Origin of the sequence: Paraburkholderia oxyphila NBRC 105797 (genome assembly GCF_000685075.1) — a bacterium.
Taxonomy (GTDB): domain Bacteria; phylum Pseudomonadota; class Gammaproteobacteria; order Burkholderiales; family Burkholderiaceae; genus Paraburkholderia; species Paraburkholderia oxyphila.
The window spans coordinates 87,497-109,403 of the sequence record NZ_BAYD01000006.1 but is presented as its reverse complement, the minus strand read 5'-3'; the positions used below and the strand labels follow the sequence as shown (position 1 = coordinate 109,403).

At 58.0% G+C, this 21,907-nt stretch carries 22 protein-coding genes; 13 read left to right on the top strand and 9 right to left on the bottom strand.

Translation table 11 applies throughout. The features are described from left to right. The first annotated feature begins 649 nt into the window (after nt 1–649). Genes BO1_RS05525 through gmtX form a run of 7 tightly spaced genes read left to right on the top strand, consistent with a single transcriptional unit; the run spans nt 650 to nt 9,375 of the window. Nucleotides 650–865 carry an SOS response-associated peptidase family protein gene (locus BO1_RS05525; RefSeq protein WP_028216707.1) on the top strand — a complete coding sequence of 72 codons (216 nt, stop codon included), beginning with the start codon at nt 650–652 and terminating at the stop codon, nt 863–865. After that, entirely contained in the window at nt 862–1,221 is a 360-nt protein-coding gene (locus tag BO1_RS56205; protein WP_028216706.1) for a hypothetical protein, read from the top strand. Before BO1_RS05525 ends, BO1_RS56205 begins: the two co-directional genes overlap by 4 nt. Nucleotides 1,222–1,246: 25 nt before the next feature. Next, entirely contained in the window at nt 1,247–1,678 is a 432-nt protein-coding gene (locus tag BO1_RS05515; protein ID WP_028216705.1) for a VPA1267 family protein, read from the top strand. Beyond that, on the top strand, nt 1,675–3,918 hold the full coding sequence (locus tag BO1_RS05510) for an ATP-dependent DNA helicase (RefSeq protein ID WP_028216704.1): 2,244 nt from the start codon (nt 1,675–1,677) through the stop codon (nt 3,916–3,918). Before BO1_RS05515 ends, BO1_RS05510 begins: the two co-directional genes overlap by 4 nt. 3 nt (nt 3,919–3,921) lie before the next feature. Beyond that, nucleotides 3,922–5,385, top strand: a complete 1,464-nt coding sequence (gene gmtY / locus BO1_RS05505) for a gamma-mobile-trio recombinase GmtY (RefSeq protein WP_028216703.1) — start codon at nt 3,922–3,924, stop codon at nt 5,383–5,385. Nucleotide 5,386: 1 nt separating this feature from the next. Then, on the top strand, nt 5,387–8,734 hold the full coding sequence (gene gmtZ, locus BO1_RS49795; RefSeq protein WP_167338312.1) for a gamma-mobile-trio integrase GmtZ: 3,348 nt from the start codon (nt 5,387–5,389) through the stop codon (nt 8,732–8,734). A gap of 2 nt (nt 8,735–8,736) precedes the next feature. Then, a complete protein-coding gene (gmtX, locus tag BO1_RS05495; RefSeq protein ID WP_218002790.1) occupies nt 8,737–9,375 on the top strand; it encodes a gamma-mobile-trio protein GmtX in 639 nt (212 codons plus the stop codon). A gap of 92 nt (nt 9,376–9,467) precedes the next feature. Here the strand turns inward: gmtX and BO1_RS05490 are convergent, their stop codons facing one another. Further along, the gene (locus BO1_RS05490) at nt 9,468–9,794 is read right to left on the bottom strand and encodes a helix-turn-helix domain-containing protein (protein ID WP_028216700.1); all 327 of its coding nucleotides are present in this window, start codon (nt 9,792–9,794) and stop codon (nt 9,468–9,470) included. Between the two features lie 335 nt (nt 9,795–10,129). Here BO1_RS05490 and BO1_RS60950 point away from each other — a divergent pair, with 335 nt between their 5' ends. The 4 genes from BO1_RS60950 (at nt 10,130) to BO1_RS49775 (ending at nt 13,074) form a co-directional block, all read left to right on the top strand. Beyond that, entirely contained in the window at nt 10,130–10,696 is a 567-nt protein-coding gene (locus tag BO1_RS60950; RefSeq protein WP_043283871.1) for a hypothetical protein, read from the top strand. Nucleotides 10,697–10,739: 43 nt separating this feature from the next. Then, nucleotides 10,740–11,429, top strand: coding sequence for an MbcA/ParS/Xre antitoxin family protein (locus tag BO1_RS56875; RefSeq protein WP_063744664.1), 690 nt, complete (start codon nt 10,740–10,742; stop codon nt 11,427–11,429). Nucleotides 11,430–11,580: 151 nt separating this feature from the next. Next, entirely contained in the window at nt 11,581–11,991 is a 411-nt protein-coding gene (locus BO1_RS49780) for a hypothetical protein (RefSeq protein WP_052409363.1), read from the top strand. Between the two features lie 183 nt (nt 11,992–12,174). Next, nucleotides 12,175–13,074 (top strand): HAD domain-containing protein, encoded by a 900-nt coding sequence (locus tag BO1_RS49775; protein ID WP_043283867.1) that lies wholly within the window; start codon nt 12,175–12,177, stop codon nt 13,072–13,074. A 400-nt stretch (nt 13,075–13,474) separates the two neighbouring features. Here the strand turns inward: BO1_RS49775 and BO1_RS05465 are convergent, their stop codons facing one another. Next, nucleotides 13,475–14,287, bottom strand: coding sequence for a citryl-CoA lyase (locus BO1_RS05465; RefSeq protein ID WP_028216699.1), 813 nt, complete (start codon nt 14,285–14,287; stop codon nt 13,475–13,477). Between the two features lie 210 nt (nt 14,288–14,497). On the opposite strand from BO1_RS05465, the gene BO1_RS05460 reads away from it, so the two are divergent. Beyond that, nucleotides 14,498–14,908 carry a RidA family protein gene (locus BO1_RS05460; protein WP_028216698.1) on the top strand — a complete coding sequence of 137 codons (411 nt, stop codon included), beginning with the start codon at nt 14,498–14,500 and terminating at the stop codon, nt 14,906–14,908. Nucleotides 14,909–15,114: 206 nt separating this feature from the next. On the opposite strand, the gene BO1_RS05455 is transcribed toward BO1_RS05460, so the two are convergent. Together BO1_RS05455 and BO1_RS05450 are read right to left on the bottom strand one after the other, a co-directional pair. Continuing rightward, the gene (locus tag BO1_RS05455) at nt 15,115–15,783 is read right to left on the bottom strand and encodes a TetR/AcrR family transcriptional regulator (RefSeq protein ID WP_028216697.1); all 669 of its coding nucleotides are present in this window, start codon (nt 15,781–15,783) and stop codon (nt 15,115–15,117) included. A 57-nt stretch (nt 15,784–15,840) separates the two neighbouring features. Next, nucleotides 15,841–16,263, bottom strand: a complete 423-nt coding sequence (locus tag BO1_RS05450) for an acyl-CoA thioesterase (RefSeq protein WP_028216696.1) — start codon at nt 16,261–16,263, stop codon at nt 15,841–15,843. Nucleotides 16,264–16,491: 228 nt separating this feature from the next. Here BO1_RS05450 and BO1_RS05445 point away from each other — a divergent pair, with 228 nt between their 5' ends. Next, a complete protein-coding gene (locus BO1_RS05445; RefSeq protein ID WP_084687774.1) occupies nt 16,492–17,001 on the top strand; it encodes a thioesterase family protein in 510 nt (169 codons plus the stop codon). A 108-nt stretch (nt 17,002–17,109) separates the two neighbouring features. Here the strand turns inward: BO1_RS05445 and BO1_RS05440 are convergent, their stop codons facing one another. The 5 genes from BO1_RS05440 to BO1_RS05420 all read right to left on the bottom strand — a co-directional run bounded on the left by BO1_RS05440 (nt 17,110) and on the right by BO1_RS05420 (nt 21,893). Then, on the bottom strand, nt 17,110–18,006 hold the full coding sequence (locus BO1_RS05440; protein ID WP_028216694.1) for a carbon-nitrogen hydrolase family protein: 897 nt from the start codon (nt 18,004–18,006) through the stop codon (nt 17,110–17,112). After that, the gene (locus BO1_RS05435; RefSeq protein ID WP_245643717.1) at nt 18,003–19,586 is read right to left on the bottom strand and encodes a class I adenylate-forming enzyme family protein; all 1,584 of its coding nucleotides are present in this window, start codon (nt 19,584–19,586) and stop codon (nt 18,003–18,005) included. The genes BO1_RS05440 and BO1_RS05435 overlap by 4 nt, the downstream gene beginning before the upstream one ends. Beyond that, on the bottom strand, nt 19,541–20,038 hold the full coding sequence (locus BO1_RS05430; protein ID WP_028216692.1) for a MaoC/PaaZ C-terminal domain-containing protein: 498 nt from the start codon (nt 20,036–20,038) through the stop codon (nt 19,541–19,543). Before BO1_RS05430 ends, BO1_RS05435 begins: the two co-directional genes overlap by 46 nt. A 55-nt stretch (nt 20,039–20,093) precedes the next feature. After that, nucleotides 20,094–20,900: a polysaccharide deacetylase family protein gene (locus BO1_RS05425; RefSeq protein WP_028216691.1), complete on the bottom strand. Its 807-nt coding sequence runs from the start codon at nt 20,898–20,900 to the stop codon at nt 20,094–20,096. A gap of 201 nt (nt 20,901–21,101) precedes the next feature. Then, nucleotides 21,102–21,893, bottom strand: coding sequence for an SDR family NAD(P)-dependent oxidoreductase (locus tag BO1_RS05420; RefSeq protein ID WP_028216690.1), 792 nt, complete (start codon nt 21,891–21,893; stop codon nt 21,102–21,104). Nucleotides 21,894–21,907 lie beyond the last annotated feature (14 nt).

Genomic DNA, 21,907 nt, shown 5'->3' with positions numbered 1-21,907 from the left:
GGCTCGCGCCACGTTTGACAGTTTGAGTTACCGGCAGCGACGCCTTCATGGCACACCTCAGCGTGTTGGGCCCGCAACTGCGCTCGTGAGCGATGGCCATCGACGCATTGGCAGATTACGTCAGCCGGTCGGCATATCATTTGTAGCCCTTCGACCGCCAGAAATTGGGAATGGGAATGGCCAGCCAGCGCTTCTCGCGTGTTCCGCACCCACTAGCAGACGTACGGTTTCGAACCGGCCAAAGGGTTTGCGACATTAGTGGTGACGCAGACTCAAACAATTAAGCAAAAACAGAATATGTGTTGCGCGTTTAGTGTTTTATGCTATATACAGACGAATTACAGTGATTTTTCACATGTGTGATAGGTTTTTTTGAGATTTTTTTCGTTATTAGGCCTTGACCGGCGAGCGAAGCAGGATTACCTTCGATCAGAGCAGTGACAGGAGTGCTTCTTGTCTGGGCGGACGCAACTGCGGTCATATCGATAGGAGTGCGTAATGTTGCGATTTGCGGCCATTCAAGACCAACCGGCTTAGCGCGGGCAGAAGCGCGGCGGGCAAGTAGCCTCCATTGTTCGACGAGACTGTCGGGGTCGTCACTCCGCGCACCTTCACGACGCTGACCTTCAATTCTAACGAGCACCCTCTCATGAAGCGCTTCCACAAACCGGGTGACGAGAAGCGCTCCGTTGTCATCGTGCGACCGTCGGACTATGAGAACTGGCTGAGCAGCAACTCGACGGACGAAGCGTGTTCGTTCCTGAATCTCTTCCCCGTGGAACTGATGCATGCCGAGGCGTTCCCCGCGCCGCCGCGTGAGCCAAAGAACACAACAGACGCGCCGAAAGCACAAGCCGCGAAATGACGAATATGGACGAAGAGGCGAAGGCGGAGCTGCTTACATTCCTCGTGGTCGGGCAGCTGTTCGCGTTTGCTCGCACCGGCGAATGGTTGCGCACGGACCATCTCATCAAGTCGTCACAGATGTGGCTTAGCTCCAATGGCGCGGCATGCGATTGGTTGGAGCGCGCACAGCTCGTCGAGGCGTGTCGGGTGGTTGCCATCAAGGCGCTGGACTTGCCGTTTCCTGAAGTCGAGGCCGACCTAGTGCAGCTCTTCAATTTGAATCGAGGTTGGTTTCTCGATTATAGGAAGCCAGAGGTCCAGCAGATTCACGCGATGAGCGTTGCTCATCTCTCCCGCGATGCAAGCATGATTTAGAGTCGCTAAACTACGAGGCCCTCACATGGCAAGCGGCCAGCAGCGTGGCGAAGAAAACTTAGCCACCTTCCTGTCGTGGATGGCGAGCAAGACCGACGCCGACTTCCGGGAGATGACGACCCGAGGGCAACTCTCACGTCAGGAGATTTCACGTGAGTGCGGCTTCGCCCGCTCGGTTATTGCGCAGAACCCTCGCGTCAAGGACGCTCTGAGAGAACTCGAGAATGGGTTGCGTAAGCGCGGAGTGCTGCCCGTCGCGGCAGAAACTGCCGAACCGACCGCTACGCTGCCATCGCTGGCGACAATACATCGGGCCGCGGCTGACCAGGCACACCTGAAGCGCCTCGAATCAGAAAACGCCGCACTGCGCGCGGAAATTACGAAACTGCGCGCCAACCTCGAACACTTCCGGCTGATGGAGTCGCTGCTGGCGGAAACCGGAAGGCTGCCGCGATGACCCCGCCCCCTACCGTCACAGTGCGCGTGAGCACTATTCGCAGCCAGAACCCGTTCGGGCGCAGTGGCGCAATCTTCACGGGCGTCGAGGTCGATAGCCAGGGCTGGCGGGTCGACACAAAAAAACACTACGTCGTTAAGGCCTCCAACCAGGTGTTGCAGGCGGCCGTGGAGCGCGGCCAGCTATGGAGTGTGTCGGGAACGCCCGAAGCCAATACCATCGTCGTCAACGGCTACCAAATCACGGAAGCGACGATCGTCGCGACCGCGATGCAACTGCTACGCCCGTCGGGTGAGTACATCATCACCGTACTAGGCGAAGGCGAAGCCTTCGCCGGCATCGGTCAGGTCAAGGCGCGGCGGCTGTGGGACCAATTCGGCCAGGAACTTTATGCGATCCTGGACCGGGGCGACGTGTCGAGACTGGTTGATGTCCTCCCGCGCCGCATGGCGGAACAACTCGCTGAAGCCTGGAGCCACTGGGGTGACACCTTCACCCTGCAATGGCTTCAGTCCAAGGGGCTGCCGGTGCCGTTAGGGCGCAAACTGTTAGCGTTCTTCAAGCGGGACGCTGCGACGAAGATCGAGGAAGACCCCTACCGTCTGATCAGCTTCGCAGCGTCCTGGAAGACCGTTGATACCTTGGCGCGACGAACCTTCGGAATCGAGCCTGATGATCCACGCCGACTGACAGGGGGATTGGACGAGGCGCTGCACGCGGCTTTCGATGCGGGGCACACCTGCGTTGGAAAGATGCAATTTAAGCGCCGCGTGGCGGAACTGTTGCCTGGGGTGGACGACATCGCCATCGATGCAGCCCTGAGTGCGGCAGAGCAGAGTGGCAGGCTCATTCGACGTGCTGAAACACTCCATGCGCCGGGGCCCTACCTCATGGAATGCACGGTGGTCCAAGCAATCGTGGAACGGCTGACGCAGCCTGATCCACTCCTGGATGACGCATCACTGGAATCGCTTGTGAACGCCTATGTGAAGAAAGTGCGAGCCGACGTCGGCGATCCCGGCTTCCAGCTCAACGTGATGCAGCGCGAGGCGCTGACGGTAGCTAACGCCAAGCGGTTCTCGATCATCACAGGCGGAGCGGGAACGGGAAAGACCACCGTGCTGCGTGCCTTGTTTCGTATCTGTGATGCTGCCGGTCTTGCCGTTTACCCGATGGCACTGTCTGGTCGTGCTGCGAAGCGCATCGGCGAGGCTACCGGCCTCAAGGCCCAGACAATCGCGGGATTTCTCAAGAACTTCGCGCCGGACGACGCCCCGCAGAAGGCGGTGGCCGTCATCGACGAGGCCTCGATGGTCGATCTGCCCTCCATCTACCGGGTAATCCGCTGCCTTCCATCGGAATATCGCATCGTGCTTGTAGGCGATCCGCACCAACTGCCTCCCGTCGGGCCGGGCCTGCTGCTTCACGAGCTGGCCCACGACAGCGGTATCCCCATCGTCGAACTGGCCGAAGTACGGCGCTACGGCGGAGAGATCGCTCGGGCAGCCGCTTCTATACGGGCGGGGAAGTGGCCCGAACTCCCGGGCCAACCGGAGAACGACATTGCTTTTATTCCCTGTGCGCCATCAGAAGTCAATGGCACCGTGTTAAGGCTCTATGGGCAAGACCGCGCAGGCAGCCAGATCCTGTGCGCCACCCGCAACGCCCTGGCCGGGGGCACCCGACCTATCAACGCCCAGAGCCAGCAGAGCTTCAACCGCGAGGGAGAAGAGCTGATGCTCTGGAATATCGAACACGACCTGTGGCAAGGCACGGGTTTTAGGGTAGGCGATCCGGTGATCTGCCTCAAGAACGATTGGGAGATAGACCTGCAAAACGGCTCCGTAGGCATCGTTCTGTCGGTAGCGTCCCAAATGCTGGGCGAGCCCACCCGGCGCAGCCTTGGACAAATCCATTGGGACGACGGACGGGTGCGCGATCTGACTGCCGATCTGCTGAACCACCTCGAGCTTGCCTATGCCATCACGATCCACAAGTCTCAGGGGTCAGCCTTCCGCCGTGTGATCTTGCCCGTTACCGCGAGCAAGCTGCTGGACCGCACGCTGCTCTACACCGCAGTGACCCGTGCGGAAAAGCAGGTGATCCTCGTCGGCGACGTTGATGCGGCCCGTAAGGCCGTGCTCGCGCAGCGTCGATCCGACGGGCGGCAGGTGGCCATGCGTGGGCTCCTACGGGAGCGAGTCGACGCCATAGCGCCGGAAAACCTCGCAAAAGAATAATGCATGGACCACACCACCATCCGCGCCAGCGTGTACCGCGACAACACGGGCGTCTTAATGGAGATCCCCGTCATTCTGACCGAAGGCGGCCCACTCCAACCGCTGGTGGACTACCTGCTGGAATGCAACCGCAGCTTCTCGTGGATGCAGAAAATGACCCAGGGGGTGGGCTTACTGCTGGACTACATGGCGGCAAACCACGATTGCTTCGACGACTCGCGGGAATTGTTTCGAACTTTCGTACAACGCCTTTATTCCGGGACGATAGGCGAGGACGGCACCGACCCCAGCGGTCTTTACTGGCTGGGCATGAGCCAGTCTCTCGTGCGGCAACTGACAAATCAGCTGTCCCAGTTCTCCGACTGGATCGCTGAGAAGCAAGGCACAAGCCCGATCAACCCCTGGCGCGAAGCGACCCGGTACGAAGAGAGGCTGAATTGGGCGGCATGGCACCAGAAACACGATCGGGTGTTCCTAGCACATACCTGGGATAAGCAAGGGGCATCAGAGTCCGCAAAGCGGGCGCGTAGCGTCCTGCTCAAGCGCAATCCGGTTGTAGATCACGAAGGTGTTAAACGCTTCCCTGAAGACCGGATCCAAGATCTGCTCTTCAAGGGCTTCATTGTCCCCGGCAAGCAGACAAGTCCGCGCATCGAGGAGCGCCTGAACCTGCGCGACATCCTGATCACGATGCTGACGGACTACGGTGGACTGCGCATGTCGGAGCCATTTCATCTCTATGTCCATGATGTCCAGCCCGACCCCCTTCACCCTGAGCGGGCACATGTCCGAGTGTTTCATCCCAGCTTGGGCCTCGCACCGAACGACTGGCTTGATGCGAACGGCCGACCTGTCAGATGCAACCGCGAAGCATATCTGCGTGGCAAGCACGGACTGAGACCCAGGGACCAGTATTACTCGACGGACCAGTTGCACGCGGGCTGGAAGGGCAATGCGCTCGACAGCAAGGCGTACTTCATGCATGTGCATTGGTTTCCCACGTGGAGCGGCGAAGTGTTCATGAAGCTCTGGATCTTCTACATGGCCAAGCGCGCGCAGAAAGAGTGCGACCACCCGTTCGCTTTTGTCACCGAAGAGGGCAAGCCGTATTCGATCGATTCGTTCGAGCGTGCCCACCGCCGCGCGGTGGAGCGCATCGGCCTGACGCCGGCGAAGGCCTTGGGCACCTCCCCCCACGGGCACCGCCACGATTACGGTCATCGGCTGACGGACGCCGAGATCGATCCGATCCTGCTCATGAAGGCGTTTCACCATAAATCGCTGGAGTCGCAGGTGGTTTATACGGAACCCGACCGGGTACGGCTGACGCGAGCACTCGACGACGCGACGGCGCGACTAGATCGGGGTCGGACGCTGCCGCCTCCGGACTTCGCCAGCTACGGCTTTACCGATGTCGATCCCCTAGGGCTGCTGTCCGGCCCGAACCCGAGACTTAGGAGAACCTAATATGGGCTGCATGGGTGTCAAAAAGATAGTCGGCAAGTTCGATCCCGAATTCCGCTTCCTGCTCGACTTCGATCCTGCCTTTGAGGACTGGCGGGCGCTGGCGGTGGAGTGGTTCCCAACTCAGAAAAGTGTGAAAGCCAAGCAAAGTAACATTACACAGTTCTTCGTGCGGTACCTGCACGAACTGCAACTGGACAAACGCCCCGTCGCACTGCTGGACGCGCGCTCCACGTGGCCGTCGCTGTGGGACGCGTTGGACCTGGCCGACCGGACAGAGAACTCAGCCAAGACCGCCCACAGCGCCATCAGCGATTTCCTGGACTGGGTACTCAAGGAGAAATTTGCGGAGTACAACGCAGAAGGCCGCCGCGTCATTCCTGCCCACTTGCGCAATCCGTTCCCGCGGGTGAGCCACCGCAAGACGGTCGTGAAGTTCGATCCCGAATTCCGTTTCCTGCTTGACGTCGATCCCGCCTTCGAGGACTGGCGGGCGCTGGCAGCGGAGTGGCTCTCAACTCAGAAAGCGCAGATAACCTTCACGCGAGCTGCCATTGCACAGTTCTTCGTGCGGTACCTGCACGAACTGCAATTGGACAAACGCCCCGTCGCACTGCTGGACGCGCGTTCCACGTGGCCGTCGCTGTGGGACGCGTTGGACCTGGCCGACCGGACAGAGGACTCAGCCAAGACCGCCCACAGCGCCATCAGCGACTTCCTGGACTGGGTACTCAAGGAGAAATTTGCGGAGTGCAACGCAGAAGGCTACCGAATCATTCCTGCCCACTTGCGCAATCCGTTCCCGCGGATGAAAGTGAAGAGAATGAACAAGAGGTCGGACCTGGAGTTTCGCTACCTGCTGGAACACGACACCCGCATTGAAGACTGGCGAGCCCTGGCAAGCGAGTGGCTGGACGCCCAACGTACAAACAATGACCAAAAGCGACAAGCCCTCGACAAGTTCCTGCTGACCTACATTATCCAGGGTGGACAGGAACGCAATCCCTACGCTTTCCTGCGCCGCCAGACACGCAAGCCGCCATTCATCGATGTGATGATGGCTGCAAAGAAGGGGGCAGGAGCATTGCCCGGAGATTCCAAACCGAAACGTGGTGACGCAGATTTAAACAACGCTGTACATGACTTTCTCGCGTGGGTGCTCTCGGAGAAGCTCTCAGTCGAAGACGACCTCGGCCATCGCGTCATCCCCGTCGAATTCCATAATCCGGTTTCCAAGCAACTCGGAACTGGTATCGCGGCGACCGAAACCCTGAAAACGCCACTGCCCTACCGCTACATCAAGGAATTGCGGGCCATGCTCGCGCAGGGCCCGACATTCCAGGACTGGAAGTGGGCGCAGCAGGTGATGGACTCCGGTACCCGTGGTGACTGGTTTGCCACAGACCCTGCGCTGGTCAAACCTGATGACCCAGACTGCGTGTGGCGCGAGCGTGTCACAACGAAATACGAGCGCGAGACCTATGCGCTCCCCGAAAAGATCATCGAATTCTGGTCGCCCGTGCGATCCGTGGCCCTCTACCTCAAGCTGGAACTGCCGCTGCGGACGTTCCAGGTACGGATGCTGGACTCGGGCGAAGCCGATACCTGGCGCTATGAGTCCGGCAAGTTCGTTTTGAATGACTGGCCACTCGCCATGGGCGACAAGAAGCGTCCCTCGCAGCGTGGCGTGTTCCATCGAAGCTCGAACGAAGCGGGAGCCGGCTTTTACATCAACACCAACAAGACGGCCGACATCAACAAGGACGAGACGGAAAAGGGCTACACCATCCCCTGGACCTACGAGCCTGCGCTGTACTGGCTGGAGAAGCTGCGCAACTGGCAGAAGCGTTACAACTCCGTTGATGCCCCGACCCTGTGGCTAGACTTGAAAAGCAAGCACTTCGAGCGGACGCCGCCGCACCATGCCGTGCTGAAGGAACGCGGTTCCGCCTGCTTTCTGTTTCGGGATGCCACCGCAAAGGGCGCGGATCGGAGAAAACCAATTTCTAGGGCTACTATTGACCGCATCTGGCATCAGCTTCTTTCCGAGCTGGAAAAACGCTGCGCGAAGGTTGGAGAAACGCTCGATGATGGCTCGCCGATCCGTTTTGTAGTTCCTGGCACCAATGCAACGTACTACCCATTGCATGCTCTGCGCGTCTCGCTGATCACGGCGTTTGCGCTAGAGGGCGGCGTTCCCTTTCCTGTGATCTGCAAGCTCATTGCCGGTCATGAGCGAATCATCATGACGCTGTACTACACCAAGGCGGGCAAGGCATTTGTCACCGAAGTCATGCAGGAGGCCGAACGTCGGATGCTGGCAGATGCAGAGGCCAGCCACAAGCGCTTCCTGATGGAAAGGACCTACCAGGAAATCGAGCAGCGCTTTGCCTACACCAGTCCCGATGCGCTTAACGCCTGCCAGCAGCAAAAGTCAGCAGCGGGTTTCGTCATCGAGGATAAGGGTATCTGCCCGGTCGGGGGCAGTCTGTGCGATGTCGGTGGCGAGCCACTGACAGATCAAAAAAACCAAAAAAGTCTTTTCGCACCTGTTCTCGGCTATCCGCAGGAGCGCAACTGCATACGCTGCCGCTTCTTCCTGAGCGGTCCGGCCTTTCTGCCTGGCCTCGTCGCCCGTTTCAATCAGATTGCCTACGAGGCAACGGAGTGTGCCGAGCGCTACGTTCGTCTGGAGCAGGAAGTCCACGCCCTCGAAGAGGTACGCAGCGTTTGCGAGGAACGCGATCAGATCTTTGCACAGGGGAAAGATCTGGAACGGGAATCCCAGCGCTACGAGGCAGAAGCAGAAAAGGCCAACAAGCTCTTTGGTGATCTCCATGAGTGTATGCGCCTCGTCAAGCGCAGTATCGAAATCGCGAATTCCCACGCGAAGGACTCGGGCGGGATGAGCCTCGTTGCCAACGGCGGGATATCCGACATCCAGTTCGCTTTGGTCGAAACGGAATCCGAAATGCACCAACTCGAAGTCATGTGCGAAAACGCCGTGATCTATCCGGAGGTCGATGCCAGCAAGGCCAACTTGCGGCGCAGCCAGATACTCGATGCCATGCTGGAGATGAACGGCAAGCCACCGGTCTTCTTCCGGCTCAGTCCCGATCAGCAGCTCAATGTCGGCAACGAGGTCATGAAACTGATCCAGGCACGCGCCGGTAGTCTTAAGGGCGCGGTGGAGATTGCGGAAGGCCACCGGATGCTTAAGGACTTCGGCCTGCTTGAGGAGACAGTCAACTTCATTGAAGAAAAGTCTGCCGGCGTTGGCTTCCGGCAGGTGATCGAGGCCGTCCGAAACTCCAAGCGGCAGCCGCGCGCAAATAGCCTTTTTGGAGGATGACGATGCATCCTGACGATCTTCTCGAGCAACTGAAGACGGGGGTCGGCCTGCGCAAGGCCAGGAATCTCGACATCGTGCATGTCGTGTGCCGGGAACAGTACGAGCGCGGCAGCAAGGATTACTCGGTCGCCACCATCGCCCGTCTTTCAGTCGAACGCGGCGGACCCACCGCCCAGACTATCCACAACAAGACGGGTGATGACTTCAAAGGGCTGATCGCGGCTTGGGCTCGGCACACGGACGGAGTCGTCAGAAAGCCCCGCAAGGCCAACGAGAATCCCATCTACGCCGTGCTCGACAAAATCCCCGACCCGGCAGTACGGGCGGTGATGGGCTGCGCCCTAGCCGAGAACCGGAAGCTACGCGGTGAACTCAATGTGCTCAAGCAACAGGCCAATATTGTTGTCGACAAACGCCCATTGGCACCCGCAAACGTGCAGCAGCAAGCTATTCAGATTTTGCCGCCCTCCCATGGCCTGACCGAATCGGAGAAAGAGGCGCTCCGTCATGCAATCAGCGACAAGCTGATGGAGGTTGAGGGCTGGCAGCAGGACGAGAACGGGCGAATTCTCAACTCGAAGGGGCGCGCGATATTCAAGATCGGGTTCGTCTCGGCGATACGAAAAATACTGGGTTCCTGACCCAGAAGAGCGTAAGGCGGGCACCAGAAATGAACTTCAGACGTTTGCACTCCGATATAGATCTGGCTAATCGTGCGCGTACGCGGAGAGCATCACCGGTCTACTAGACCTGCCGGAATCAGCGCTCTAATCTCCTTCCGCACAGCGTTGGACAAACGCGGCCACGCGAGCACCAGCTCCGCAAGTTCATCGTCTTCACAGTAAAAGTAAGCAGCCGGCAAGCAAAGAATCTTCGCCAGGTTCACAGCGGTACCGAAAGGCGGCTCGTTCTCGCCGGTTTCGTATCTGCTTATGCGTGCACTTGCAGTGTGTTCATCAAGGCCAATTCGCACCCCCAGTTTGTCTTGCGGAATTCCGAAGCGTAAACGCGCTTCCCGCAAGCGGCGGCCGAACAAGGTCGATGACTTCTGCTTTTTCATTCTACGAATATCGTAGAATTCGCTTGTTGTTTCTCTACGTAATTCGTAGAATCGCCCAAGCTCGTGCCGACGACGCCACAATTTTAGGCAACGCTTTCGTCTCGTTCCCCGGCATTGCGTTCGCGGCACGCGAACTGCCCATTGATATGCACCGCTGACGTCGAAGATGGACTCCACACGACGCATGCGTCGGTAGCAGACTTCATTTTTACGATCGCTCACTGCGAGAAACCCGCGCGTCTGCGCGGAGGTTTGATGACGGAGATTTATTGGTGACTGCTCCTCGAGCACAGCGTCGCACACGGTCAATCGAGAACTCGGCAGCCGTGCGCCGAATGGTTAAGATGGTTGAACCAGTGGACACAGAGCTGCACCCCCAACCCCGCGTGTGGACGCTGACTTACCGGCAGAACGAGGTGCTCGCAAAGTACCCGCTCTTCTTCCGCGCAGTCCATTTTCCCTGGTCATACCCGGCGAACATTTCGCACTTTGGAATTCTGTGCGGAGGTGGCTGGTATCCAATTATTGAAGCGCTGGCGCGTGATGTCGAGTGCGAGCTACGTGCATTGTTGTACGACCAATTGCAGCTTCCGGACAAAGTCGCAGCCTTGGAAGGTGCACTCGCGACCGGCCGCGTGACCTTCCCGATCCTTCCCATCTGCACGGACATCTCACAAGTCGGTGGTGAACTCAAAGTGGAGTTACTGCTTGGGAGCATGTGCCCGGCGGATATTGCGGAACGCATTCGCTCTTACATAGACATCGCGGAAGCGAGTTCCCGCTATATCTGCGAGAGCTGCGGCAGGCCTGGCAAGTATCGCGAAGCCTATTGGCGTCGTGTGTATTGCGATGACTGCACTACGCCGGTGGGCCCCCTGCACCAGGCGTTGACGCCTGCATAAAACGTGTCTGGTCGGCCCCTCGCTGTGGTCGGAGGAGTAGCGCATGCTCGAATACCGTGAGAAAACTGTCCAGGAAGTGGCTGCCTGCACCTGCGACCGGTGTGGGCGCCGGATGAGCCCAGCGGACAGCGACGGCGAATGGCACGAACGGGTGTCGCTCGCTTGGCGCGCCGGGTTCCATTCGGTGTTTGGTGACTGTTCCGAGCTAGGCCTCGACCTGTGTCAGCACTGCGTGAATGCCACCCTCGGCGAGTGGATCCGGGTCTCACACCGCGACCTGAGCGACGGCCTTTCCGATCTGCGCAGCTTGGCGCTGGCCGGAACCACGTCATCGCCCACGTCCGCCGTAGATGCTGCCTACTTTGATTCCCTTCGTGAGTTCATCAGGGCCGCCAACGAGTTACTCGAAAAGAATGGATTGCCGCTCGAAGGAAACCAGAACCTGAAGAAAACTAGCTCAATCGCGGATCTGGCAGGCTGCGTAAAGCCGTCGGTCACTGGTGTGTCCGTGGACGACATGAATGCCTGGCGTGAAAAACCGAGCCTGGCGTGGCGGCTCCTGCGCCTTGCAACGCATGTCTGGGATGACGCGGCCGACGCCGACGCCTGGATGCACCATCCGCATCCTGAACTCGGCGGCAAGACGCCATATGACGCTGCGACGACTGACTCCGACGGCGCCGAGCGGGTGGAAGCCATCTTGGGGCGGATCCTGCATGGGATCCCGACATGAGTAGCTATCGCATGCGCGGCCGCATCGTGGCTGGTCTGCGCCCGATGTTGTCGAGATCAAAACGCAGGAAGCTCGGCGCCGCGAGGAACGCGAGCGACGAAGCACCAGGCTCAGTCGGCGTGTGTCGAAGTGCCAACAACGGAGAAAGAATTTGAGCCCAGAATTGGAAGCCAAGTTGCGCGCCGACTACCCGCTGATCTTTACTGCCCAGCCCATTGGGGATCCCGATGATCCCGAAGTCCCTGCTGTGCCAACGCTATTTGCAACCTGGGGCGTCGAATGCGGCGATGGGTGGTATGACCTGATCGACGCCCTCTGCCTGAACCTTCAGTACGCGACAAAAATCGGCGCGCCACAGGTCGTCGCCCGGCAGGTGAAGGAAAAATTCGGTGGACTCCGCTTTTACTCGGACGGACCAAATGATTATCAGGCGGGCATGATCCAAGTAGCCGCGTTGATGAGCACTCGCCTCTGCGAAGTGTGCGGCAAGCGCGGCAGGTTGGTTCCAAACGACTGGATAAAGACGCGCTGTCCCGAGCACGAAAAAGCCGACAACGAATGAGTCGTTACACGCGGCGCGAGCGTTGCTGGCACTACGGCAGGAGCCGTCCTGGCTGACTAGGTCAGAGTTCGTCGAGGTGGGGGCTCCCACTGAGCGGCGATGGCTCATTTCCCGCATCGCGCACTATTGAACTGGTAACCGTCTCTGGGAGCCGGGAACCTATTTGTCTCGCAGACCACCGCTATGCCTTCAGCATCATCAACGCCGAATTCGGCGCTCGTCCCGCACGCCGCAGACCTTCGTGCGCTCGGCGGGCTGGTTCGCGATTTTAGGCTGCGATGCGAGCTTAACCTTCTCGACGCTGCTGACTATCTTTATGTCGATGTCACTGACTTGAGTCGCATCGAAGATGGATTGTCCGTCGGTACGGATGCTCTCTTTATGGTACTCGCTGGGTTCGGACTAGAGATGCTAGTTATGAAACGGGAAGACGCTAGCGACGCTCTCGAGGCAGTTGGCCACACCGTCGACTGGTACAAGGTGATGGAGCAGCGTTCGCCGGGGCGAGAGCAGCCTGTAGCGGTGCACCTGGTCATGGACAACATGACGCCAACGCTATTCGTCGATTTCGATGGAACCCTCCATGCGGGCAACGCGTACATCGGCGAGGACGATGAGATAACGCTCGACACGGGGCGCCCGCTTCTCGAATTTGCGCCCGTGCTTGCCGAACTGCTTGCACCTTATCCCGATGTTGAGATTGTGCTCACAACGTCGTGGGTCCGTCGCTTGCCAGAGGAGCGCGTCATTGCCCACCTGCCGCCCGAACTGCGGCCGCGCGTCGTCGGCACGACCAGTAGCATTAAGCCACGTCGCAGCTATGTGCTTGATGGCACTGAGCGTACTTATGTCATCGCCAGTTATGTCTATGGCAAACGGCTAAGGCACTGGCTCGCCATCGACGACGCAGTGTTCGGCGCAGAGCGATTCGGACGCGAACCTGGAGAGCTGGTCGACCACTTCCTTCTTCTCGACCCGACGCGCGGCATCAGCGATGAGAATTCACAGCAGCGGATTCGCCTGTGGCTGACCGGCGTGCACCACGAGCACATGGCTCGAATGGAGCCTCGCCGTGGCTATTGAAGACGCAGCGAAATATCTCGCTGGAGCCGGGGCAACAAGGCAACGCCGTACGACATGAACCGGTTTCTCCCACCTGCTCAGCGGCCATGCACGACGCCGCCTCCAGTTATTACGGGTGGGTGCTGTATCTCGACTTCGACGGGGTGCTCCATCCGGAAGATGTCTGGCGGCGGCCCAAATTCGGGCCATACGTCGCTACGCCACCCGGACACACACTCTTCGAGGACGCGTCGTTGCTCGTGGCGCTGTTGAACCCTTACAAAAGCGACGGTGGTACGAAGCCGCCCTTGTACGGCGCCTTCCGGGCCGGTCGCGTATGGCAACTGCCCCAATTCCTGCTGATGCTGACACCGACACAGGTCCGGAACGCTGCTATAGATGAGACAAATCACGACGTCTGTTACCAGCCTGCCGCCTTGAGGTCCCCGGCCAAATCATGGCGGTCGCGAGCGTAGCTGGCGTCTCCGTCCGCAACAGTCCGAATTCGGACCTTGCTTTGTAACTCTTCCGAGACATGGGCAACGACGCCTGGCATGGTGGAAATCAACGCGAGACCAGTCATCTCTGCAGGCGAGAATCCCATCTGCGCCAGAATCGCAGCCATCATGCCCACTTCGTTGATTACCAATTCGGGCTTGTTCGCCTGCTTGATGAATGCTGCGTGAACGGCTTCGTACCAGTCACACAGGCCACCCCAGACTCCGTTCTCCAGCGCAATGCGCTTGAGCTTCTGCGCGCGAGGGTCGGTAAAGCGGAAATTCGGGTGCCCGAACCCCGGGACGCGCTGACCAGAACTACGCATCCGAGAAATCAAGTCCTCAGCAGCCGCGACCATCGGGTCCCCGCTCTTCTGGAATTCGGCAAAGGTCGCGACGATGAATGTGCCACCCGAATCAGGGGCCAGCGTGTATTCACCCGCCGACAGTACCGCGGTCGCCAGACCTGCCACCATCGATGGGTTACCGGAAACGCAATAGCGCGCGGCGACGGTTCCTGGCTTCTTCAGCGAGTAGTCGAGCACCGAGCACAGGACCGCCTCCATCATCTTCGACTCGCCGGGGGTAGGCAACCGGCCCCGGATGAGCAGATAGGACGCTGACGCAAACGACAGTTGTCCAATCAGTTCCCCGAGGTCGTAGCCCCGGATAAACACACTTGCCTCCTCGACGTCACTGACGGAGGTTTCCCACGCACGCTTCGTATCTGTAGTCATTTTGCTATCCAAAATTGAGCACCATTTCAGACTGGATGAATACCAAGGGGCTTCTCGCCTTAATCTTCCAGCTGTCAAAAATGTACTACATGGACAAATTTTAGTCTAGCTGGTCGAAATTTATGTCTATCCGGTGCATCCGACGGCTCAACAGGTTATACTCAATGGTCATTTTTTTACTCCAATTGGTCATTTCCGAAGGAGCCTGCCATGCTTACCGCGATCAATCCTCCGGGCGCAGCATTTCCCGGCGTCTCTCAAGCCGTGCAAATTTCGGGGGGCGACCTGCTAATCCTCGGCGGGCACGTACCGACTGATGAAGAGGGGAATCTTGTTGAGGGTGATTTCGAGACACAGTTGCGCGCTGTGTTTCAGGGACTGAAGCGAACGCTGAACAATGCTGGTGTGGGCTTTGATGCTGTAGCCAGACTTACGTACTACGTAGCGAACTACGAGCCGAGCATGGTGCCAATTCTTCGGAAGGTTCGCTCAGAGTTTGTTGACGCAGCACACACTCCGCCGGCGAGCGCCGTCGTCGCAGTTGTACAGCTCTATGACAAGGCAGTACAGGTCGAGGTCGATGGCTTCGCCGTGCTGCCGGCCAAGACCCGCGTCTACTGACTTAGTGAGATGGATGCGCTTTAGAGGAATATGGCCGCCCACCCAGGTGGGTAGCCATAAGCGCCAGCAGGCGCACAGACGATAAAGCAGAAAGACGGTCAAATGCACCGAGAAGCAGCGACTCTGTAGGTCAAATGCAGAATCGATTGACAAGCACATCGGGACGACAAGACCGCCCCGAAAGTGCCCAAGTGATACGAGGAAAATTATACAGCTGCAGCCTTCTGCAGGTTTGCCGAAGACTTCACGGACGCAGACTTTGCCTTGCCCGCAACAAGGTAGCCCTTTGTCAGCATGGCTACATAGTATTCCGCTATCTCCGTTGCCGTTATTGGCCCCTTCTCGCTGAACCACGTATACAGCCAGTTGCACATACCGAGAATCCCAGTAACAGCAACGTGCGGGGGAATGTCCTGGAATACCCCCGCCTCAACGCCAGCACGGTAAACCTTTTCAATCGTTGCATCGTATTCGCGCTTACGATTCAGCATGAGCTTCCGCTGCTTCTCGTCGAGTTCGCTCTCCTCGCGGAAGTAAATAGCCGTCCACTCCCGACGCTCCATCACGTTCATCGCGTGACCGATGATGATTTGTCGGAGCGCTTCCTCAGGCGATAGGTCCGTCGCCGAGATAGACGAAATCATCTCAAAATATGTGTCGTAGATTCTCGTAAAAATCTGCCAGAGAATCTCATTCTTGCTCTTGAAATAGTAGTAGACGACCGACTTGGTATATCCAAGATTGGATGCGATATCGTCAATTGTCACCGCACGGAAGCCACGCTCGGCGAAGAGCGTAACCGCAGACGACAAGATTTCATCTTGAACATATGCCTGCTTTTTCGCTTTCAGCTGCTCTCGCTTGTCTTGCTTCATGTCTTACTCCGTGACGGGCACTTACCGTTCTGCTCGGCCAGCTTCCCACATATTGTGTTATTTGAACTCCGAGCTCGTAGCGCTCAGCGCTTCATCCCGAATCACATCAGGAATCGGGATACTCTTCCTGTCTTTCAGATGGAAATAGACTGATGTCATCGCCAGCTCTGCAGCAACAACACCATTCTGCCCGACGAGCTGATGCGAAGACTTCAGCGAACTCTTGCCTACATTGACAACTTTGCTCACGACCGAAAACAGGTCTCCAGTTTTCAGTTCGGACCGAAAGTCGATTTCATAGCGAACGTCCGCCCAGCCCTCGTCCAGCTCATTGCGCCAATCGGGGTTGTAACCCAGTCTCGCAACCAGATGCCACATCGCCTGGTCGAACGCTGCGACATAGTATTGGACCGTCATGTGTCCCATCGCATCGGTTTGGGCGGGGTATACAACACCGCGGTAGGTGTCGAAGCTCATCATCGTCCTATCAAATTCGACGCCGGGAGCCAAAGTCGCATCCACATTGAACTCTACTCGAGTCCCAGTTTCTATTGTCATTTTTTTTGACCGTTGAGTCAACTGCTTGTACCTTAGCGATTCCCCTACTGCCGTGCTAACTCCGTTGCTTCATAGATTGTGCCGGGCGGCCCGACCCACAGCCGTCCGATAGCGCGAAGGGCAGAAGCAGGCTTAACTTGAGGAACACACATGTCATACGAGATTTTGCACCGAGAGAACAGGCCAACGCGCCGCCTGGTAGTACAGAGTGACTGGATTGATTTGTACGGTCACATGAACGCAGCTCGACATGTGGAGGTGTTCGACCGTGTCGGGTATGAACTCCTCGCAAACTATGGCGTTGGGGAGTCATATACGCGCGAGGAGAAGAACGGGATATTCACGGTCGAACTGAACACACGCTACCTCGCCGAACTTGTGCGCGGTGACGAACTCGAACTCACGATTCGACTCATCGCTGTAGACGAAAAGCGGCTCCTGTGTCTGTTCGAGCTACGCCGTGTTCGCGACGGCCGCATTTCAGCAACGATGGAACAGCTTTCCTTGAACGTCAGCCTCGTAACCCGAAAAGCGACCCCATTTCCCGAAGGTCTGCAACGCAGCCTCGCCGCAGCAGTTGCTGCCGACGCCCCGCTGCTAGAAGGCTATAGTCCGGCGTTGTCACTAAAGAAAACGAAAAGGCCGGAGGCGAAGGACTAGCGCATGCACTTCCGGCAAAGATTCGGCCACACTCGCGCATGACGTGGCCGACAAATCAGCGCTACCAGCAGCCTCCACGTCCGTGCGCGCACCGCTAGTGCTCAGACCTCACGCGATACTCCTTTCGACCAGCGCTTTGTATAGCTCCGGCCGCCGGTCAATCAGCTGACGGACTTCAGCCTTCTCACGCGACATTCGAAGCGTTTCGAGGTCAAGCGACGTGGTAAGCAAATCTTCGCCCTCATTCCCCACCGCGTACGTCCCATCTGCGACCTTGAAACGGTTATCGATTGGACACGCAACGAACGCGCGCCCGGAAGCGACGGACTGATAGTCACTGGGGATCTCCAGGGGGCCCACGAGCGTCGATACGCACACAAAGAGCTGGCTCTCAAGCGCGCGTGCGTGAGCGCTATGCCAGACACGCCAGGCACCACGCTCTTCGGTAAGCGAGGGCACAAACAAGACTTCTACACCCTGGCTTACCAGGTGCTGCGTGAGTTCTGGGAACTGAACGTCATAGCAAATGAAGAGGCCGCACTTTACACCGTCGATGTCAAACGAATTCAGGCCGTCGCCGCCCGAGGTCGAAATTGCGCGCTCGCCCCGCGTCATGTGAAGCTTGTCCTGGCGCTCGACCTTGCCGTCAGGCCGGAAAATCCAACCACTGTTGCGACCGATGCCATCTTCCTCATGCCAGAAGGACGCGCCGACAATAGTGATATGGTACTCTTGCGCAAGCCCCGCTAGAACCGCACAGTAGTCGTCGACGAGTGGCGTCAGCACACGGCGATAAAATTCTCCGACCGTTTTCGTGGTCACGCTCGCAGCATCCGGATGTGTCCAGAGCAGCCCGGTAGACGTCAATTCGGGCAGGAGAAGAACCGCACTTCCAGCGCTTGTGGCCTTCTCGACCAAGCCCTCTACGTGCGCCTCAAAATCCTTGAGCGAGCCATAGCGACGCGTCCCAAACGACGCGATTGAAATCTTAAATTCGGGTTTCATCGATTCCCTTCCATCCAATAGCGCAGCAACGAAGCCTTATCGACTTTACCGGTCACGCCAAGCGGGAGTGAGACCGACCGAACGAAGTAGCTCGGCACTTTGAAATCGGCTAGACGCTGGCTGCAGAACGCACGCAGCTCGTCATCGTTGAAAGTGCCTTCGCGACCAACGACGTACGCAGCCACGAGTTGCCCGAATTTTTCGTCTGGAACCCCAATCACCGCAACACTCTGTACGGCGGGATGTGTCGCAAGTACATCCTCAACTTCCGCGGGCGCGATATTCGCTCCGCCACGGATGATGATGTCTTTGATGCGCCCAGTCAGATAGTAGTAGCCGTTCGCGTCGCGGTAACCGAGGTCGCCGGTTCGTAACATTCCATCGACAAACAATTCCTTGCTCAACGCTTCGTTTTTGAGATAGCCACGCGTCGTTGAGGGCGCTCGAACCAACAACTCGCCCACTTCTCCTTCCCGTACTTCCGCGCCGGTGCCATCGACGATCGAAATCTTCACGCCTGGGGCCTGCTTGCCAATCGCAGTTTCGGGTACCGGCGTAGCATCGTCAAAGTAGCGTCCGAAGACGGGGCGAACCTCTGTCATCGCGTAATAGTCGTCGATGCGCTTCTTGAACTTTCGCTCAAACCGACCTCGAAGTTCCCGGGAAAGCGGTGCACCGGCCGAGATGAGCAACCTCATCGAAGACAAGTCGATGTCGACGTTGTTCTGCTCTGCGTACTCAAGCATCATGGCGAACATCGTCGGCACACCCTGGAACACCGTGGCGCGGTGTTGGACGAATGCCTCAAGCACTTCACGCGGATGGAAGCGGCGCATCACCACAACTTCGCCACCCGCCTGAAGTGCGGTCGCTGCTGCGGTCGACAACCCGTAAAGAAACCCGAGGGGAAGCGCGACGACAGTGACATCAGCGGCGCTCATGCCCCACATTTCAATCAGCGAGCGATTGCCAGCGACTTCGGCTTCCTGGTCGAAGATGACGGCTTTCGGCTTTCCGGTAGAGCCAGACGTATACACGATGAGGAAGTTGTCTTGCGGAGGCAAGACGCCCACAGAAAACTCCGCGGGTTCCGTCTCACGGAAGCTTTCCAGGTGAACAAGTCTTCCGCTCGAACACTGGTCATGGGCTGCAACAGCAATCGGAGCCATCTTCTCGTCGTGCAGGAGCACAGCAACGTCGCCGTGCTCCAGAATGTATGCGACCTCAGGCGCTGTGAGACTAGGGTTCACGGGGATGAACGTACCGCCCATCTTGCCGACTGCATAGTACAGAAGCATTACGTCAATGCGATTCTCACAGAGCACGGCTACTGGAGTATCCCTCGTTACGCCCAGTGCGGTCAGTCGACCAGCGACACGCTCCGCTTCATTGACTAACTCTGCGTAAGTCAAAGACCGTCCTGCGCCGCGCAGTGCGACCGATTGCCCACAGCGCAACGCGTGCGCTCCGATATCCGTGTTCACCATTTGCATTTTCAGGTTTCCCGAGTCCTCAATCGCGCCGACGGAAGCAATTAAACGCTCGTCGCGCGGGGGGCGCGCTTCATCATCACTTTCCACTCACCATCTTGTACCACCTCTCCACGCTGGTTTTCAATGGCAACATAAAAGTTCACGATGCCGGTCGTGGGCTTCTTCGTTTCGCGCTTCGACGTAACTTTCTCGCGGACGTAAATCGTGTCGCCAATCTTCACGGGGCCACGCATATCCCACGTCATGCCCAGGAATGCGATTGCGGTGCCTTCCTTGATACCAAGACGGCTTTCAAGACCAGTCGCGATAGCAAAGGCTGCCGGGCCATGAAGAATGCGGCCACCAAATACGGTGCCCTTCGCGAACTCTTCGTCGGTATGCACCGGGTTATGGTCGCCGGTGACAGCGGCGAACATAACGATGTCCGCTTCGGTGATGGTGCGGCGCGGGCTCAGCCACTCCGTTCCCACTTCAAGTTCTTCATAATACTTGGCGTTTTGGCCAATCTGCTCAGTTGCTTGTGCTTGCACGGCGCTCATTTTTCTTCCTCAGAATTTAATACGAAAAAATCAGGCTTTCGCTACTCGTCTCGGCTCATTTAAGAGACTTGCAGGCATCCGCCATCGTTGCGAACTTCACACCATCCTGCGACCGCATGTGTTGAATCAACTCTTCCAGCATCTTGACTCGCGGAGCCCGTCCGATGATTTCCGGATGACAGGTCAACGTGAAAACCCCACCCTCCTCGTGCGCAGCGTCAAACTCTGCCTGCCAGAGCGAGCGGACATCTTCCGTAAGCCGAAGTCCCTGATTGATAGGACGCGAAGCAAAATGGAAGTACGGGTAGTCGTCCAGTTCCCAGGCGACGGGGAACTCCAGAATGGAACTCTCCTTCCCAAAGGACAGACGCTCCTCGGTCATCACATCACCCTGGCGTGCGAAGAAGGGGTGGAAGTCCTGAGACATAAGACTGCTGTCGTACTGGAGTCCGAACTCCTCGAGCAGCGCGATCGTGTTGTCGCTGAGGTCCCACGCCGGCGAGCGATAGCCGACCGGGCGCTTCCCCATGATGCTCTGAAGTGTTTCAATGCTTTCGTGAAGCATCGCGCGTTCTTCTTGAATCGGAAGGCCTACAGGAGACTCGTGCACGAGACCGTGTACGCCAATCTCATGTCCGCCATCGACGATGGCCTTCACTTCATCCGAAAACGTTCGCGCTGTATGGGCCGGCGTGAAGAACGTCGCCTTCACGCCCTGCCTTGCAAGCATTGCCAAGATGCGGGGCAAGCCCGCGCGAGCGCCGTATTCGCCGCGCGACAACGGCGTCGGTGTGACTTGCTTAAACGTGCTAAGCCAGATTGAAACGGCGTCGAAATCAAAGGTTAGGCAAACTGTAGTCATGTCTGTAGATCCGTGTATCGATTATCCAGAGGACTCTTAATCAACTAGGAATCGAATGCAGCGCGCTCATCAATTAGCTGGAGAATATGCTCAGCCTAGCGGGTCAAGCTCTCCAACCGACCTGCCACTCGCAGTCCACTTTGATACGTGTCGGAGAAAAACAGCCGACGCTGCTCGCATCCGACACACCATGTTCAATGCTTAGGTGGCCGTCCAGCCGCCATCGATAGCAATTGCCTGACCAGATACGTAGCTCGCGGAGTCCGATGCGAGGAACGCGGCGACGTCAGCAACCTCTTGAGGCAAGCCCTTTCGGCGTGCGGGCACCATGCGCTTGTAGCCGTCCGGGTCACTGCCAACACCTCGACTCATTGTCGTCGCCGCATCGCCGAGAATCGAGCCGGAGTTCTGCCGAATATCGGTCGCGATGACGCCCGGACAGATGGCGTTAATCGTGATTCCGTGCTCCGTGTGCGAGCATGCAACTTGCCGCGTCAAACCCACCATGCCGAACTTCGAGGCCGTGTAGGAGGCGCCGTCAGCAGCGCCGCGCAGGCCACCGACCGATGCGGTATTGATTATGCGACCGGACCCTTGAGGAACCATCCGTTTCAGAGCCGCACGCATACCCAGATAGCAACCTCGCAGATTGATGTTCAGCACCTGGTCCCACAGTTCCGGCGAAGTTTCGACGCAATCCGCGAATCCGTCGAACACACCGGCGTTATTGACCATGATGTCAATCTTACCGTATCGGTCTACAGCCTCCTGAACGAGGCGCTCAACCTGCTCTTCGAAGCGAACGTCAGTCTTCACGAACGTGACGACGCCGCCCTCCTCGGTGATGTCGCGAGCTGCCTTTTCGCCAGCCTCAACCAGGATGCCGCCAATAATCGTCTTGGCGCCAGCGAGCGCCAGTGTTCGCGAGATTGCCAGCCCAATGCCAGTCTCGCCCCCGGTTATCACTGCAACGCGGCCAGTAAGGTCGACCATTTAATACCTCCGTG